Annotated in this window: 14 protein-coding genes and 1 pseudogene; 9 read left to right on the plus strand and 6 right to left on the minus strand. The window is 35.5% G+C overall.

Translation table 11 applies throughout. The features are described 5' to 3' along the window. Nucleotides 1–87 precede the first annotated feature (87 nt). Both AN960_RS17050 and AN960_RS17055 read left to right on the plus strand, forming a co-directional pair. On the plus strand, nucleotides 88–1,173 hold the full coding sequence (locus AN960_RS17050) for a dipeptide epimerase (protein ID WP_056473852.1): 1,086 nt from the start codon (nucleotides 88–90) through the stop codon (nucleotides 1,171–1,173). Between the two features lie 21 nt (nucleotides 1,174–1,194). Beyond that, nucleotides 1,195–2,226 (plus strand): C40 family peptidase, encoded by a 1,032-nt coding sequence (locus AN960_RS17055; protein ID WP_056473854.1) that lies wholly within the window; start codon nucleotides 1,195–1,197, stop codon nucleotides 2,224–2,226. 153 nt (nucleotides 2,227–2,379) lie between these two features. Here AN960_RS17055 and AN960_RS17060 read toward each other — a convergent pair whose 3' ends face one another. The 3 genes from AN960_RS17060 to AN960_RS17070 are packed head-to-tail and all read right to left on the minus strand — an operon-like array spanning nucleotide 2,380 to nucleotide 6,055. After that, the gene (locus AN960_RS17060) at nucleotides 2,380–3,522 is read right to left on the minus strand and encodes a Ger(x)C family spore germination protein (protein ID WP_056473855.1); all 1,143 of its coding nucleotides are present in this window, start codon (nucleotides 3,520–3,522) and stop codon (nucleotides 2,380–2,382) included. Beyond that, entirely contained in the window at nucleotides 3,519–4,616 is a 1,098-nt protein-coding gene (locus tag AN960_RS17065; protein WP_056473856.1) for a GerAB/ArcD/ProY family transporter, read from the minus strand. The genes AN960_RS17060 and AN960_RS17065 overlap by 4 nt, the downstream gene beginning before the upstream one ends. Next, nucleotides 4,613–6,055, minus strand: a complete 1,443-nt coding sequence (locus tag AN960_RS17070) for a spore germination protein (protein ID WP_056473857.1) — start codon at nucleotides 6,053–6,055, stop codon at nucleotides 4,613–4,615. The genes AN960_RS17065 and AN960_RS17070 overlap by 4 nt, the downstream gene beginning before the upstream one ends. A gap of 192 nt (nucleotides 6,056–6,247) precedes the next feature. On the opposite strand from AN960_RS17070, the gene AN960_RS17075 reads away from it, so the two are divergent. The 7 genes from AN960_RS17075 (at nucleotide 6,248) to AN960_RS17105 (ending at nucleotide 12,750) form a co-directional block, all read left to right on the plus strand. Beyond that, the gene (locus tag AN960_RS17075; RefSeq protein WP_056473858.1) at nucleotides 6,248–6,658 is read left to right on the plus strand and encodes a MerR family transcriptional regulator; all 411 of its coding nucleotides are present in this window, start codon (nucleotides 6,248–6,250) and stop codon (nucleotides 6,656–6,658) included. 15 nt (nucleotides 6,659–6,673) lie between these two features. Next, a complete protein-coding gene (locus tag AN960_RS17080; RefSeq protein WP_056473859.1) occupies nucleotides 6,674–7,363 on the plus strand; it encodes a zinc metallopeptidase in 690 nt (229 codons plus the stop codon). A gap of 214 nt (nucleotides 7,364–7,577) precedes the next feature. Next, nucleotides 7,578–8,147 carry a TVP38/TMEM64 family protein gene (locus AN960_RS17085; RefSeq protein ID WP_056473861.1) on the plus strand — a complete coding sequence of 190 codons (570 nt, stop codon included), beginning with the start codon at nucleotides 7,578–7,580 and terminating at the stop codon, nucleotides 8,145–8,147. A gap of 307 nt (nucleotides 8,148–8,454) precedes the next feature. Further along, nucleotides 8,455–9,792, plus strand: a complete 1,338-nt coding sequence (locus AN960_RS17090; RefSeq protein WP_502692554.1) for an NAD(P)-dependent oxidoreductase — start codon at nucleotides 8,455–8,457, stop codon at nucleotides 9,790–9,792. A gap of 16 nt (nucleotides 9,793–9,808) precedes the next feature. Beyond that, nucleotides 9,809–11,116: an NAD-dependent dihydropyrimidine dehydrogenase subunit PreA gene (gene preA, locus AN960_RS17095; RefSeq protein ID WP_056473865.1), complete on the plus strand. Its 1,308-nt coding sequence runs from the start codon at nucleotides 9,809–9,811 to the stop codon at nucleotides 11,114–11,116. Next, nucleotides 11,113–12,513, plus strand: a complete 1,401-nt coding sequence (gene hydA, locus AN960_RS17100; protein WP_056473867.1) for a dihydropyrimidinase — start codon at nucleotides 11,113–11,115, stop codon at nucleotides 12,511–12,513. Before preA ends, hydA begins: the two co-directional genes overlap by 4 nt. Nucleotides 12,514–12,534: 21 nt before the next feature. Next, a complete protein-coding gene (locus AN960_RS17105) occupies nucleotides 12,535–12,750 on the plus strand; it encodes a hypothetical protein (protein ID WP_056473868.1) in 216 nt (71 codons plus the stop codon). 336 nt (nucleotides 12,751–13,086) lie between these two features. Here the strand turns inward: AN960_RS17105 and AN960_RS17110 are convergent, their stop codons facing one another. The 3 genes and pseudogenes from AN960_RS17110 to AN960_RS17120 all read right to left on the minus strand — a co-directional run bounded on the left by AN960_RS17110 (nucleotide 13,087) and on the right by AN960_RS17120 (nucleotide 16,907). Next, nucleotides 13,087–14,553, minus strand: a complete 1,467-nt coding sequence (locus AN960_RS17110; RefSeq protein WP_056473870.1) for a CoA-acylating methylmalonate-semialdehyde dehydrogenase — start codon at nucleotides 14,551–14,553, stop codon at nucleotides 13,087–13,089. An 18-nt stretch (nucleotides 14,554–14,571) separates the two neighbouring features. Further along, a complete protein-coding gene (locus tag AN960_RS17115; RefSeq protein WP_056473872.1) occupies nucleotides 14,572–15,945 on the minus strand; it encodes an aspartate aminotransferase family protein in 1,374 nt (457 codons plus the stop codon). Between the two features lie 189 nt (nucleotides 15,946–16,134). Beyond that, nucleotides 16,135–16,907, minus strand: a pseudogene (locus AN960_RS17120) (spore germination protein). Between the last annotated feature and the right edge of the window lie 10 nt (nucleotides 16,908–16,917).

Here is a 16,917-nt window from a genome sequence, read left to right on the forward strand (position 1 = left end):
ATAGCTGGATTTTTTATTTAATACAAGATTTTGAGACACTCAGAGGTCTTGGAACTAACTTTAATCTAATAGGAAAGGACGAAAACGATGATTATTCAATCCATACAAGTGCAAACAGAAGTTTTCCCTTTAAAAAAGCCATTTAAAACAGCTCTAAGGACAGTTACTGAAATAGAGAATATTTTTGTATATGTCCAGCTAGAGGATGGGATTGTCGGAGTAGGGGCTGCAGCACCAACATTGGCTATTACAGGAGAATCAAAAGAAAGTATTGAAGCGATTTTAAAGACTGTCCTTACACCACTACTATTAGGAAGAGATATTCGAAGTGTTAATGAACTCTCTCTACTGATTGAACGCTCTTGCGTGGCAAATACAAGTGCGAAGGCAGCTATGGAAATTGCACTGTATGATGCATTATGCCAACATCTTAATCTTCCACTCTATCAATATCTTGGGGGTAAGACAAATCAATTAAAAAATGATATGACTGTTAGCGTTGGAACAACAGATGAAATGAGTCAGGATGCAATGCAAATAATTAAGGATGGCTTTTCTATTTTGAAAGTCAAAGTCGGAAAAGACTGGACGACTGACATTGAACGTATTATGGCAATCCGTGAAAAGGTCGGTGATCGCGTCATAATTCGTGTAGATGCCAACCAAGGATGGACTCCAAGACAAGCTGTTTCGATTATCCAAGAACTAGAACAATTGAATTCTAATATCGAGTTAATTGAGCAACCCGTACATGCAGGTGATATTGATGGACTAAAATTTGTTAAGCAAAACGTCAATACTCCAATCATGGCAGATGAAAGTCTTTTTTCTCCGCAAGACGCAATACGACTAATTAAAGAGGATGCAGTTGATCTTCTAAATATTAAGTTAATGAAGACTGGTGGAATTAGAAGAGCACTGCAAATAGCAGATATTGCTGAAAGAGCGAATATTCCTTGCATGATTGGAAGTATGATGGAAACTTCGGTCTCAGTACTTGCAGCAGCACATATAGCTACCGCCCATCCGAATATTCAAAAAATCGATTTGGATGCTCCACTTTGGTTAAAGAATCAAGATTTGGATGGAATCGAGTTTATTGGGGATGAAGTCCATTTATCATCTCTACCTGGCTTAGGGCTTCACCGAAGATTATCAAAGAGTCTTCGTTAAAATATGGAGAGGGGATTTACAATGAAAAAGACAAAAAATTTAATTTTAAGTTTATGTGTTGCAGGTACATTACTTTCCACAATGACAGGCCAATCTTTTGCAAAATCGCAAGAAGAACTTACTCCAGGTGAGACAGCCTACGTTGATGTGTCTGTTTCAACTCAGTGGACAACAAATGGTAGATTCCAAGTTAGAGATATTGATGCCCCATCTTTAAGCAATCCAGTTGATCCGCGTCAATGGTCAGCTAATATGGAAGATACTGAAACTCGACGTTGGCTAACAAGTTATCTTGAAACACAAGCCGTATACGGTACAAAAGTAACCATTTTAGAGGAATCTGGAGACTGGGTGAAGGTTGCTGTAGATGGTCAGCCTACACCACGTAATACATTAGGTTATCCTGGTTGGATGCCGAAAAGACAATTAACGACGGATGATCGTTTAGAGAATTATAAGGATACCCCATTTATTATGGTATCTAGCCAAACGGCTTGGTTGTATGATGGAAAAGCCTTAAATCATAAGTTTATGGAGATTAGCTTTAATACGCGATTACCTGTTATTAAAGACTTTGGGGATGTTGTAATGGTTGCAACACCAGATGATGGAAATAAATTTATTAAAAAAGAAGACGTGGCAGTTTATCAAAATGAAAATCAGTTTCCTAAGGCAACTCCAGAAAATTTAATTAATACTGCAAAGAAGTTCCTTGGTTTACGCTACTTATGGGCTGGTGTATCGGGATTTGGATTTGATTGCTCTGGATTTACATATAGCTTATTTAAGTCATATGGTATAACAATTCCCCGAGATTCAGGACCTCAATCTAAGAGCGGTATAGAAGTTAAAAAAGATGAGATTCAACCTGGTGACCTTTTATTCTTTGCGAGTAACAATGGAACTGGATCAGTACATCACGTTGCAATGTATATCGGTGATGGTTTAATGATTCAGGCGCCTAACGCTGCTAGAAGTGTTGAGATCATTCCACTAAACACTCCTGGGTATATCGAAGAATTTTCTGGTGCTCGTCGTTATTGGGAAGAGTAATTAAATAAATTGTATTCTAAAGGAAAGCTGAAAACCCATGAACAGTTGCACATGTTCATGGGTTTTATTTTTTACACGTAATGTTAGTAGTCTATTAAGTCCCCACAAAAATGTAGGGGGGCTAATCATGAAGTGGAATTGATCTAAAACTATTTAAGTATTAAGTATATCAATCTCAATCTTCGGTTCAATTGTCATCTTTGGATAATCTTTTCTCCAGTTTAAGGACTTCCAAACATTTGGGTGGAATGCTTTTAATTCCTTACTAATACCGAGAACGTCTGAATTTGCTGATTGCATTGTCTTTATTGTTGCCAATGCCATTTTTTCAAAGTGGTTACTTAGAACTTTTTCCATTTGAACATAATCAGGCTTTAACTTATGACCTTCTTTACCAAGCTCAAAAGCACTAACTTGTAACTTTACTTTTACCTCAATTTTTGGTAATTTATTTGATTTATTAGAAACGGTAATTTTTGAAAAGTTTCTTTTCACTGTAAAACCAAAATTATTTTTATTCGCAGTTTCAGAATATGATTTTTCACCATTTTTGCCTGATGATTTTTCAGTATACCTTTCCAAATTCCCCGTAAATCTTTGCCTTCCAGTATTTCCACCTTCCATTAACATCAACAGTTTTACTTGATCTCGATCAAGTGTTTTCCCAGTAGGTGTACCATGCCGGTATAATAACGCGCCATTTAGTTCCAAATCTGAATTGATTGGACTTAGCATAGGTAATGCTAAATCAGATAACGGATCATCACGGGATTGTATAAAATTCATCATCGAAACAGTTGGAATTGTTCTGTTCTTCTCCATTGAGACTACAAACTCATTTAAATCTTTCGAAAACTCTTTTTTTGGATCTGTAGCAGTTTCAAATACTTTCGAAAAATCACCGTCAACTACAACTAATGGGGTGTTAATAGATGAATAAGGTGCCCCAAGTAAAAAATCAAGTTCTGAAACAGGATCATCTGAAGCGAAACTTTTACTTATTAAATAAACTCTCGTACTAATTCCAATGAAAGGAGACTGATCAGTAAAATCCCACTGGCCGATCGCCTCTGCTAATGAAGGTCCTTTAAGTTCATTCACTACTGAAATAGACTCCCCGGTACCTTGTCCCGTGCTTTTAAGCTTCGTAATGAGAAAAAATGCGCCTACTTCACCAGTTTTTTCATTTAAGTCAAAACCATTTACATCAACCAAATGTAGTTTTTTTAAGTCAAGTCGATCCCAACATCCTGTCAAAAGAGGCAATAGAAGTAATAAAATTAAAGTTTTCTTCATTTGCTCGTCACCTTTTCTTTAACAAAAGATATTATTAGTAGTAATGTAGGCACTCCTATAATAATGAACGCTGTTGAAATCTTATGATATTTAGAAAAAATGGGAATCAGCTGCCTTTCAGTAAAAAATATTCCTGCCAAAAAACACAAGATAGCTAGAACCCACACTAAAAGTGAATGTTTCTGAATTTCTTTTTTACGAAGAAAAGCTAAATAACGAGCGGACAAAAACAAATAAATATAAGCTGTAACTAAAGTTACCGATAGCCAAATAGTGATAAATAAAATATCTAAACTTTGAACGACTGGCCATCTGAACTTTCGAAGTATAAAAATCATTGGCTCCGGGATATGATTTAATTGTTTTTCGCTAAAGTTGTAAGTCACTATAAAAGCTATAAAAACGTAAAAAAACGTTGTGATCCCATTAGCTACAGACATAGCAACTAAAATATCTTTCTTTTTTTTACATTTTACATATGGAAAAACGTACAGAAGAAGTTCGTATCCAGCAAACGCCCAAAATGAAGGAATAGCACCTTTTAAGATCGGAGCAATTCCATGAGTACCTATAGGTAGAAAATGGCGTAAGTCTCCGTTTCCAAACCCACTAATAAAAATGATTACAAAGCATACTATGAACATGAACATGATAGACTGTGTAATTGTAGAAATGGAACGAAGTGTTGATGACGCAATATATCCTGTGATTAAAACCATTAGCCCGATTAGGACGAACCAAGGTGTTTCAAATAACAACCATCGATTAATGACATCTGAATAAGAAACTATGAGCATTAAACAAGATTCAGCACAATATACCGCAAAAAGCAAGTTTATAATCAAGCCTATTGTTTTTCCTGTAATTGAAGTAATATACTGTTGGATCGGTCGATCGGGATAAGTTTTTCCAAGTTGATAGACAACAAATATACCAATTTGAGCTATACCCCCCCCAATAATAAGAGACATCCAGGAATCATAGCCTGATATTTGAGACATTTTATAAGGAATTGATAAAACGCTTACGCCCACCTGGTTCAAAACGACAAGACAAATAAGTTGATTAATGGAAATCTTTTTTAATTGAATCATTCAGTCTTACTCCTAGGATTTTCCATTCTGATTTCGTCTTTAGCCAAGCTTTCTATTGGACGTTTTTTCATGCTCCAAATCGGTGCTCTAAAAATCGTATCTTTAATTGTATCGCCGTTAAACCAATTATAAAAATACGGAATACCAATTGTATTCATCCGGGATAAATGTGTTAAAACCAACAAATATGAAATTTCCAATCCGATTAACCCAAAAACTGCAGCCATGAAGATAAAAGGATAAGCTAATAAGCGAGCAATATTACTCATTTCATAAGACGGAATTATAAACGAAGCAATACCAGTAAGTGCTGTAATGATTACCATCATATTTGAAATTAGATTGGATTGAACAACGACAGTTCCAATTACAATACCACCGACGACACCAATCGTCTGACCAATTGGATTTGGTAAACGAACAGTTGCTTCTTTTAAGACCTCGAGTATGGCTAGCATTGTGATTGCTTCTAATACTGGTGGCATTGAAACGTATTGCATAGAGCTTTGCAGAGTTAGTGCAATTTCCAATGGGAGAACTCTAGGGTCGAAAGTCACAAGTGCAACATAAATTCCAGGCAAACTAATTGCAATAATAAAACAAAGAATACGTAGAAATCTTAATAAGCTTCCGAATAACCAGCTAACTTGGTAATCATCTGGACTTTGAAAAAATGCCCAAAACGAAATTGGAACGAATGCACATTCGGGAGTACCATCTATAAAACAACCAATTTTTCCGTCCATCAAGTAAGATTTTACTCGGTCTGCTCTTTCCGTTACGAGCGTTTTTGGAAATAGAGAGAAATTTTTTTTATCTTGTATTAGTTCTTGGAAAAATCCTGGCGCATCAATGTAATCTATTTCAATATTAGCAATTCTACGTTCAAATTCATGTAAAACAACATCATTAGCAAGGGATTGTAAATAAAGTAAAGCAACCTTTGTATTCGACCTGCGCCCAACTTGAAAAGTCTTAACGACAAGATCTGGAGTAGCAACAAGGTTTCGTATAATATTTAGATTCGTATTCAGATTTTCATTGAATGCTTTATGTGATCCACGTAAAACACGTTCATTTATTGGTGAGTTTACTGGGCGTTCTTTAACTAGCTCGGTTCTAAGTAAATAGAACTTTGGTTGTCCGTCAATTTGGACGACTGATTTACCTTCAATTAGCGCATTTGAAGCAATTGATAGAAGTTCCGTTTCATTGTAATCGAGAATTGAAACGGCTTCACGTACACTGACATTTGTATTGTTAAGTAAAGGACGAATAATAAATTCTTGTACCGATTTATCATCAATCATAGAATCCAAATAAAATAACCGATAACGTCGGTCATTGCTTCCGAAATCACTTGACTTAAAGTCAGAACTATTAAATAGCAATTCCCGAAGCGATTTTTCATTTTTATCTAAATCTCGGTCAGCTATCATTGAATACTCCTCATTTCTACGGTTGGTAATTTTACCCTATTTTTCCCATTGTTTCCTTTACTATTCTGTCCTTAAAAATGTAGATATTTTCTGTTTTTTTTAAATGTTTAAATTTGAACAATAGAACGTTTTACTGTACGTTTTTATTGGAATCACATATAATACAAATAGAAGGAGTGTGAGACCATTGGGATTGTCTATAAAATTGGAGAACTAGCAAAAGAAGTCGGAGTGTCAAAGCGCACAATTGATTATTATACAAACCTAGGATTACTTGAACCAAAGCGTTCAGAATCTGGGCATCGTTTTTATGATGAAGCTTCTTTAGAAACTTTAAAATTTATTGAGCAATGCAAATCAATGCACTTACCACTCCAAGAAATAAAAGAGATTTTAGATAAGAAAAAAACTTTGGTGGAGGACCAGAGTATCCTGCCACTAACTGAAGAAGTAACGATTCATATGAGTCAGCTGAAGACAGAATTGTCACAATTAAAATATTTACTAGAAAATTTAACTGAAGAACAAAAGCTAAATATTATCCGTCAATTAACGTCACAAACATCAGAATTAATTCAGACGTTATTGTCATTTATTCTTTAAAAGGAGAGAATGTAAATGTTTTTTCACCCTATGGATTTCCTTATTATTATTGCCTTCGGTTTATCGATTTGGGCTCAATTTAAAGTGAAATCTAGTTTTAATCACTGGGCTGAAGTACCAGCATCAGGAGGATTAACCGGAGCTGAAGTAGCAAGACATATATTAAACAATAATAATTTACCTAACGTACCGGTGGAAGTAGTGCCTGGGCGATTATCTGATCATTATGATCCGATGGCAAGAACAGTTCGCTTATCTGAGGAAGTATACTATGGTAGATCAATTGCATCTGTATCAGTTGCAGCACACGAAGTAGGTCATGCTATACAACATGATACTTCATATGGATTTTTAACACTTCGTCATCGAATCTTCCCAATCGTTAACATTGCATCGGGTGCAGCACCATTACTACTACTAGCAGGATTTTTACTTCAAGCATTTTCTCTAATTGGAGTAGGGATTTTACTATTTTCTATAGCAGTAGCATTTCAACTAATCACTTTACCAGTTGAGTATAATGCTAGTTCACGAGCAAAGAAATTAATGTTAGCAAGTGGTATCATCCATGATACAGACAGAAAAGGTGTAAATAAAGTATTAGGGGCTGCTGCTCTTACGTATTTAGCGGCAACCTTAATTTCAGTTTTAGAATTAGTAAAATATTTATTTATCTTCTTCCAAGGACAAACTGAAGAAGAGTAAATAATAATCAAACAGATGATTTCGAGTAGCATTCGAAGTCATCTTTTTTTGTTTGAAAAATTAAATTTAAATTGGTTAGTATGTTTAAAATTTCAATGTCTAAAATAGTAAATAGGTTTTAATTTATGGAAGATTTATGTATTTTTGGAACCTTAGCTTTTTTATCATACTAAATGTTGTACAATTAAGTGGTTAAAAAAAATGGGGGAAAATTATGACACTTTCTGCAATTGAACATTTTTTAAATACATACAAAGACTATGCTGCGATACTTAGTATTTTAATTAATGTTCTAATTAGTATTGTTGGTATTATACCAGCTTGGTTTTTGACAGCAATCAATATTAAATTATTCGGTTTTACTGGTGGATTTTTAATCTCTTTCATAGGTGAATTATTAGGTACATTCGTATCTTTCATATTGTATAGAAAGGGTTTACAAAAAAGATTTATTAGTAAATCAACTAAATTTAAAGGTTTAAATAGGTTATTAAGACTAGAAGGAAAAGAAGCTTTTTACGGGGTGTTAGTTCTGCGTTTTATTCCTTTTATTCCATCTAGTTTGATTACTTTGTTTGCAGCCTTTGGAAAAATCACATGGTCAAGTTTTATGTTAGCAAGTTTGATTGGTAAGCTACCCGTCGTATTATTTGAATCGTATTCTGTTAATCAAGTTTTAGAGTTCACTTTATTCGGTAAAGTCATTTTAGCGCTGTTAATTATCGTCTTGTTGATCTATTTTTATAGAAAACGATCTAATGTTTTTGTGAAGAATAAATTTTAGAAAAATGTAAAAAAGCTCAAACCTAATATAAGGGTTTGAGCTTTTTTAGCTTCTAAATCAAAAGCTTTAAAACTCATTAATTAAACACTGACAACCCTTTACATAAACATGTCTAAATTAATTTTTTTAATCATATATTGAAATACCTCAATTTTAGAAAAAGCTTTACCTTTTTAAGAAAGAAAGTAAGTAATTCTTCTTAATTGAAAACGACTTTATTTAAGGGACTACTGATGTATAAGAAAATGAATTGTATAATCCGCTTTCTTAAAAAGTAAATTTGTAGCCTAATAGGAGGGTGTTGTTAGTGAATAGAGTTTCGTTAGAGAATTTATCGAAGAACTTTGAAGAAGTACATCCTGGGTTATCAGAACGAGAAGCATTTGAAGAGGCACATCGATGTCTTTATTGCTATGATGCCCCATGTATTAAAGCATGTCCAACTGGGATTGACATTCCAACGTTTATAAAGAAAATTGGTTCAGGTAATTTAAAAGGATCAGCTAAAACGATTATGTCATCTAATCCTATTGGAGCAAGTTGTGCTAGGGTTTGTCCTACAGAAGAACTGTGCGAAGGTGCATGCGTACTAAAATCTTCTACTAAACCGATCATGATTGGCAATTTACAACGTTATGCAACTGATTGGGCGATAAAAAATAATCAATCATTATTTAAGGCTGGAAAAAAGAACGGAAAAACAGTTGCAATCATAGGTAGTGGTCCATCAGGTTTAGCAGCTGCTCGTGAACTTGCCCTATTAGGCTACGATGTAACGATTTTTGAAGCGGAAAATCATGCTGGAGGATTAAATCGTTATGGGATCGTTTCTTTCAGGTTACCAAAAAGTATATCAAGCTGGGAAGTTCAACAAATTGAAAACTTGGATGTAAAAATTCATACGAATACTAGAGTCGGTTCGGATATTTCTTCCGATGAATTATTAGCAAAATATGACATGGTTGTTCTGGCTATAGGTATGGGGAAAGTTCCGATGTTAGATATTGATGGAGAGGATTTGGACGGAGTATACGATGCGATTGATTTTGTAAAAGAGACAAAATCAGGGGAGCTATCAAATCGTTATATAGGTAAAAACATTGCTGTAATAGGAGCGGGCAATACTGCAATTGATGCTGCGACTTGTTCTGTTCGTTTAGGCGCAGGCAATGTCAAAATTTTATACCGTAGGACGCAATTGGAAATGAGCGCTTATCAATTTGAATATGATTTTGCCAAGCAAGATGGAGTGGAATTCCGATGGCTGACATTACCAATACGAATAATTGGTGAAAACGGAAAAGTAATTGCACTTGAGTGTGTACGATTGGAATTAGGTGAAGTTGGAAAAGATGGTCGCCGCAGGCCTGTACTTGTTCCCGATTCCAATTTCACGATACCGGTAGATGGAGTCATAAAAGCGATCGGTCAAACTCGCTATACAGAGTTAATCGAACAATTTGGGTTAGAACATAGAGATGGAGTTGTGAAAATTAACCAAGAATCTTTTCAGACGTCTAATCCTAAAGTTTTTGCGTGTGGTGATGTCATTTTTGGAAAAGGGCAAGGTGAAGCAATGGTAGTAACTGCAGCACAACAAGGGAAAGAAGTAGCTTATGCGATTCATAAACAGTTAAACACTTAAAAGGAGGTTTTCATTCATGGCAGATCTACGAATCAATCTTGCGGGCATACAATCCCCTAACCCATTTTGGCTTGCTTCTGCGCCTCCAACAAATTCGGGTTATCAAGTCCAACGTGCGTTTGAAGCTGGTTGGGGTGGGGCAGTTTGGAAAACATTAGGGGAACCAATTATTAATACCTCCTCACGTTTTGCTGCTATTAACTTTAACGGACAAAGAGTTGCAGGATTTAATAATATTGAACTGATATCTGATCGACCTCTTGAAGTAAATTTAAAAGAAATTTATGAAACAAAAAAAAGATTTCCAGACCGAGCGATTATTGCATCACTTATGGTTGAACCGCAACAATATAAATGGCACGAAATTGTGAAAAGAGTAGAGGATGTTGGAGTTGATGGTTTAGAACTGAACTTTGGCTGCCCACATGGAATGGCAGAAAGAGGAATGGGGTCTGCATCCGGTCAAGTTCCTGAATTAGTAGAGCAACAAACTTCTTGGGTAAAAGAAGTTGCGAAGACACCTGTCATTGTAAAATTAACTCCAAACATTACTGATATTACTGTAACAGCGGAAGCGGCAGTTCGAGGCGGAGCTGACGCAGTCAGTATGATTAATACAATTAACAGTTTAATGGGAGTAGATTTAGATTCTTGGAATACGGTTCCTCATGTTGCCGGGAAGGGAGCACATGGTGGTTATTGTGGACCTGCAGTAAAACCTATTGCATTAAATATGGTGGCAGAATGTGCACGTAATCCACATATATCAGTTCCAATTTCCGGAATTGGTGGCATTTCGAATTGGCAAAATGCAGTAGAGTTTTTATTAATGGGAGCGACTGGAGTTCAAATATGTACTGCAGCAATGCACCATGGTTTCCGCATTGTTGAAGACATGATTGATGGTTTAAATAATTATTTAGACGAAAAAGGTCTGTCCTCAGTTACGGAGCTAGTAGGGAAGGCAGTTCATAAATATTCAGATTGGGGAAATTTAGATTTAAATTATCAAGTAGTTGCTAGGATTGATACTGAAGAGTGTATTAACTGCAATAAATGTCATATTGCTTGTGAAGATACATCTCACCAATGTATTGATATGTCCGTAGATGAAAATGGAAAGTCATATTTAAAGGTTCGGGAGGAAGACTGCGTAGGATGTAATTTATGCAAAATCGTCTGTCCGGTGGAAGATGCAATCAACATGGTAAAGGTTCCAAGTAAACAACAATCGATGACTTGGAACGAACGTCAACAAGCTTTAAAAGTATTATCAAGATCTAATCAATATTCAATTTTAAAGGGGGGAAGGAAAAGAAAATGAAGAAAATCATTCGAAATGGAACGATCGTTACCGCAACGGATACTTATAAGGCAGATATTTTAATAGAGGAAAATAAAATTACTGCAATTGGAATAAATTTAGATTGTACAGACGCTGAGATGATTGATGCAACAGATCATTATATTTTTCCAGGTGGAGTAGATCCACATACACATTTAGATATGCCATTTGGTGGGACTGTCACAAAAGATGATTTTGAATCAGGAACGATTGCCGCTGCCTTTGGTGGGACAACAACAATTATTGATTTTTGTTTAACGAATAAAGGAGAACCACTTCAGAAAGCAATCGAAACATGGCATGAAAAATCGGAAAACAAAGCAGTGATTGATTATAGTTTCCATCTTATGATTGGAGAAATAAATGATGAAGTATTACAAGAGTTACCTAGAGTAATAGAAAGAGAGGGAATTACATCATTTAAAGTATTTATGGCTTATAAAAATGTATTTCAAGCTGATGATGCGACATTGTACCGTACGCTATTAGCAGCAAAAGAATATGGGGCATTAGTAATGGTGCATGCGGAAAATGGAGATGTTGTAGATTATTTAATCAATCAAGCTTTAGCTGAAGGAAAAGTAGAGCCTATTTACCATGCATTGACACGACCTCCAGAAGTAGAGGGTGAAGCGACAGGAAGAGCGGCTACATTAACTGGACTTGCAAATTCACAATTATATGTCGTTCATGTTACTTGTGCAGAGGCCGTTGAAAAAATAACGGAAGCCCGAAATAATGGAATCGATATATGGGGAGAAACATGCCCACAATACTTAGTGCTTGATCAGTCTATGCTAGAAAAACCTGATTTTGAAGGAGCAAAATACGTTTGGTCCCCACCACTTCGCGAAAAATGGAACCAAGATGTTTTATGGAATGCATTAAAAAATGGAAATCTTCAAACTTTAGGATCCGATCAATGTTCTTTTGATTTTAATGGTCAAAAGGATATAGGTCGCGACGATTTTTCTAAAATTCCAAACGGAGGACCGATGATTGAAGATCGAGTAAGCATTTTGTTCTCTGAAGGTGTTAAAAAAGGCAGAATATCATTAAATCAATTCGTTGACATCTCTTCAACTAGAAGTGCAAAATTATTTGGTTTATATCCCGAGAAAGGAACAATTGCAGTTGGTTCAGATGCCGATTTGGTCATTTTTAATCCGAATAGTAAACGAACAATCTCCTCTGAAACTCACCATATGGCAGTAGACTATAACGCATTCGAAGGAATGGAAGTAACGGGAGAGCCAGTGAGTGTCCTAGTTCGTGGAGAGTTTGTCATAAAAGAGAAGCAATTTGTTGGTAATGCAGGTAGTGGACAGTACTTAAAGAGGAAGAAGTATGGTGAAACTAGTTTAATAGAAGATTAGTAAGAAGGGAATGAGTAGCTAATGTCAACATATAAGGAGTTTTTAATCGAGAGAAATCAAATAGATTCCCTTATAAAAAAAGGCTACAAGATTAAAAATGTTAGAGAAACGTTAGACGGTGCTTATGTTGACTTTGAAAATCCAGATGAAGAGGAGAAGTTTATCACTCTGCATATAATGAACGCTGATACACGGAAGTATTTTGGATCGTTGATTATTAAGCAGATTCATTTGTGAGAATCAGTGAATCGCAATTAAATTGGTCGCATCGCAATTAAGGTCTGAGAATCGCAAATAGGACTGACGAACGCAATTAAAATCCGTAAATTGCAAATAAAAAGGCGGAATCGCAATTAAATTGGCCGAATCGCAATTAACCTTGAATTTGAGTGTTATAAAAGGTTAAATCATTAAGAGAATAGATGAATTTCACTCAGATTTATAAAAATAAACCAATAATGAATAACAAATCGCATCTAATCCGTAACGACTAACGGAATATGCGATTTTTTCTATTTAAAAAGACTTTCCCATTAGTCAGTTACCTAAACTAATGGAAAAGCCCAATTATATTTATTCAAATCTACTAGTAATCATTTTTTTCCTAGTATAGAACTCGACACCATCTGCACCATTTGCATGAAGGTCACCATAGAAAGAGTTTTTCCAACCAGAGAAAGGGAAGAATGCCATTGGAGCTGGTACACCGATATTTACGCCGAGCATTCCTACTTCAATGTTTTCCCTGAAATATCGAATACTTGCTGCACTGTCGGTGAAAATGCACGCGCCATTTCCGAACTCTGATTTGTTTGTAAGTTCAATCGCTTCCTCTAATGATTCAACTCTAACGATCGAAAGTACTGGTGCAAAAATTTCTTCCTTCCAAATTTTCATTGATGGGTTCACGTTATCAAAGATTGTTGGTCCAATAAAATAACCTTTTTCTTTTCGAATTAAATCATTGCGTCCATCACGCAATAAGGTTGCACCTTCTTGAATCCCACATTCAATATATTTTTCCGTTCTTTCGCGATGTTCCCTGCGGATAACCGGACCTAGGAATACATCATCATCTAGTCCATTTCCAATTGTAATGTTACCTGCTTCTATTTTTAATTTTTCGATTAAAGGATCGGCAATATCGCCAACTGCTACGACTACTGAGCATGCCATACATCGTTCACCTGCTGAACCGTATGCTGCTGTAATGATTTGCTTTACCGATTCATCTAAGTTTGCATCCTGTAAAACGATACTATGGTTTTTAGCACCAGCTAAAGCTTGAACGCGCTTACCATTTGAAGATGCAGTTTTATAAACATATTCTGCCACAGGCTGAGAGCCTACAAATGAAATGGCAGGAACATCTTTGTTTTGAAGTAGCTCGTTTACAATTTCATGTGCCCCATGAACAATATTGAATACACCTATTGGAAGACCTGCTTCGGTAAAGAGTTCTGCTAAACGATTTGCAAGTAATGGTGTACGTTCGGAAGGCTTTAAAATAAACGTGTTTCCACACGCAATCGCTAATGGGAACATCCAGCAAGGGACCATCATTGGAAAATTAAAAGGCGTTATTCCCCCAACAACTCCAACAGGGTATCGATACATCGCCGATTCAATATTTGTCGCAATATCAGGTAATTGTTTACCCATCATTAATGTTGGCGCACCGGCAGCAAATTCTACACATTCAATTCCACGTTGGACTTCTCCGTATGCCTCATTATAGCTTTTACCATTTTCAATCGTTATTAAATTAGCAAGTTCATCCCAATGTTTAATTAGCAATTGTTGATATGAAAATAGTATTCTTGCTCTTTTAGGAACAGGGGTTTTACTCCATGTAATAAAAGCATTTTTAGCAGCTTTTACAGCGGAATCTAAATCTGATTTAGTTGAGAGAGGTACAAATGCTAATATTTCTTCAGTAGCAGGATTTGGAACTGGAATTGTTTTGGCATTTGGTGAAGCTTCAATCCATTCACCATTTATAAAATTCTTTAAAACCTTTATATTAGTTTGTGTAGACAAGAATATCACCCCGTACGATTATAGTTTTGAGAATGCTTTGTTTAAAGTATTTACAATAAAATCAAGCTCTTCATCAGTTGTTGTAAATGGAGGAGAAAGTGTAAGGATATTATTATAGCCTGGAACCGTATCACCGTTTCGACCGATTATTAATCCTTGTGACTTGCATTCAGTTATTATTTTTAACACTAACTCTGGGCTAGCAGGTTTTTTGCTTTTTTTATCTTCAACAAGCTCAATTCCTGCAATAAAACCAAAACTTCGGATGTCTCCAACATTTTTATAAGTTAGTAAACTATCTAATTTTTTACGGAGTTCTTCACCTAGATAGGCAGCACGCTCTATTAAATTTTCTCTTTCAATAATTTCCAAGTTTTTAAGTGCAACTGCACATGAAGCTGGATTTCCTCCAAATGTGTTAACATGACGAAAATGATTATCTGCCCCTGGTTGTTTAAATACTTCATATAGATCGCTACTTACTGCAGTTGCTGAAAGAGGTGAATAGGCACTGGTCATACCTTTAGCCATTGTGACGATATCTGGTTTTATACCGAAGTTTTGATGTCCAAACTGTTTTCCAGAGCGGCCAAAACCACATATTACTTCATCAACAATTAACAAAATACCAAATTTATCACAAATTTCTCGAACTTTTGTTAAGTATTCGGCAGGTGGTACAATAACTCCTCCACCTGTAATAACTGGCTCCATTATGATCCCTGCAATCGTTTCAGCTCCTTCGTAATTAATAACATCTTCTATTGCAGTTGCACATTGGATACCGCAATCTCCATACGTTTTACCAAAAGGGCATCGATAACAATATGGTGGTGCTACATGCTGGAAACCTGAAGAAAGCGGTTCATATTTAACTTTACGGTTAGCTTGACCAGTAGCACTTAATGCACCCATCGAATTACCATGATATGCACGGTATCTTGATATAAATTTATATCGTAAAGGTTCTCCGTTTTGTTGATGATATTGTCTAGCAATCTTAAAAGCTACTTCATTTGCGTCAGATCCAGAATTCGAATAAAAAATACGATAGTCTCCACCTAGCCATTCATTTAACTTTTCAGCTAATAAGATGGACGGAACATTGCCTTGGGACATTGGAACATAAGGAATTGCTTGCATTTGTTCGGCAGCTGCTTTGGCTATTTCTTCGCGGCCGTAACCTACATTCACACACCATAACCCTGACATACCGTCTAAATAATTTTTACCATCAATGTCAGTGACTGTACTATTTTTTCCGGATACTAAAACCATCGGATTAGGATTATGAGGCGACATATGATGCCAAACATATTTTTGGTCTAAATCAAGAAGCTCTTCCTTAGATAGAGAGGTAGAATGAGTTACTTTTACAGTTTTATCACTCATGAAAATGTCACCAACTTTCAGTATTCTAGTTTTATAGAAAACTCACTTTATTAATTAATATTACTGAATAGAGCATATTATCCTATTACGATTAGACAAATTGTTAAATCGATAACAGAAACAGGATACACCAAAATAAAAAAGGAGCACTAATGATCTAAGTGCACCTTTAAATTAATGATTGAAAAGCTATTTCTTATCCTTGTGTGGGTAAGTATGCCTACTATTGATTAAATTACGCAAATCTCCACGAAATAAAACATCTTTGAATTCCTTGTATTGGAAAGGAATAAAGGGTGCTAAATAAGGTACTCCAACTGATTTTAGTGATGCCATATATACGATAGTAAGTAGAATCCTATAGACATACCAGTTATTCCGAAAAAATAACCTATAAATAGAAATAAATAACGGAGGAAGCTCATTACACCCCACAGTCCTCCTGCAGTTAGTGACATGCTTGCTAAAAAGTTTATGCCCACAATGATTAAACTTAATGAATGAACTATTTTAGCATCAACAGATATTTGTCCAACTACAATTGCACCGATGAGTGACACTAATAAAACCGTCGATATAGGAATGCGTAATGATGTTTCAGAAAGTAAATCAAAAATAAATTGTAAAAAGATCATTTCTAATGGTAACGGTAATAATGTATTTGATTGTGATAAAAGTTCTTTACTAAACTTATGTGGAAACCAGTCCTGATGAAATTGAACTACTGTTGCGTAAACCCCAAGTAGTCCGATCGAGAGCAACCAAGAGAAAAAACGGATCAATCTAATAATAAAACGTCTACTTTTCATATTGTATTCATCCGGTTGTTGAAAATAATGGATAAATAAGGTCGGTACAATTAAGACGTAAGGGGTACTGTTTATGATAATGGCAACCCTACCTTCATACAATGCTGATATTGTTACTTCAGGTCTTTCACAAGTAAATACTAAGGGAAACAATACTTTTTTT

Source organism: Bacillus sp. FJAT-25509, assembly GCF_001420605.1.
GTDB lineage: Bacteria > Bacillota > Bacilli > Bacillales > Bacillaceae_G > Gottfriedia.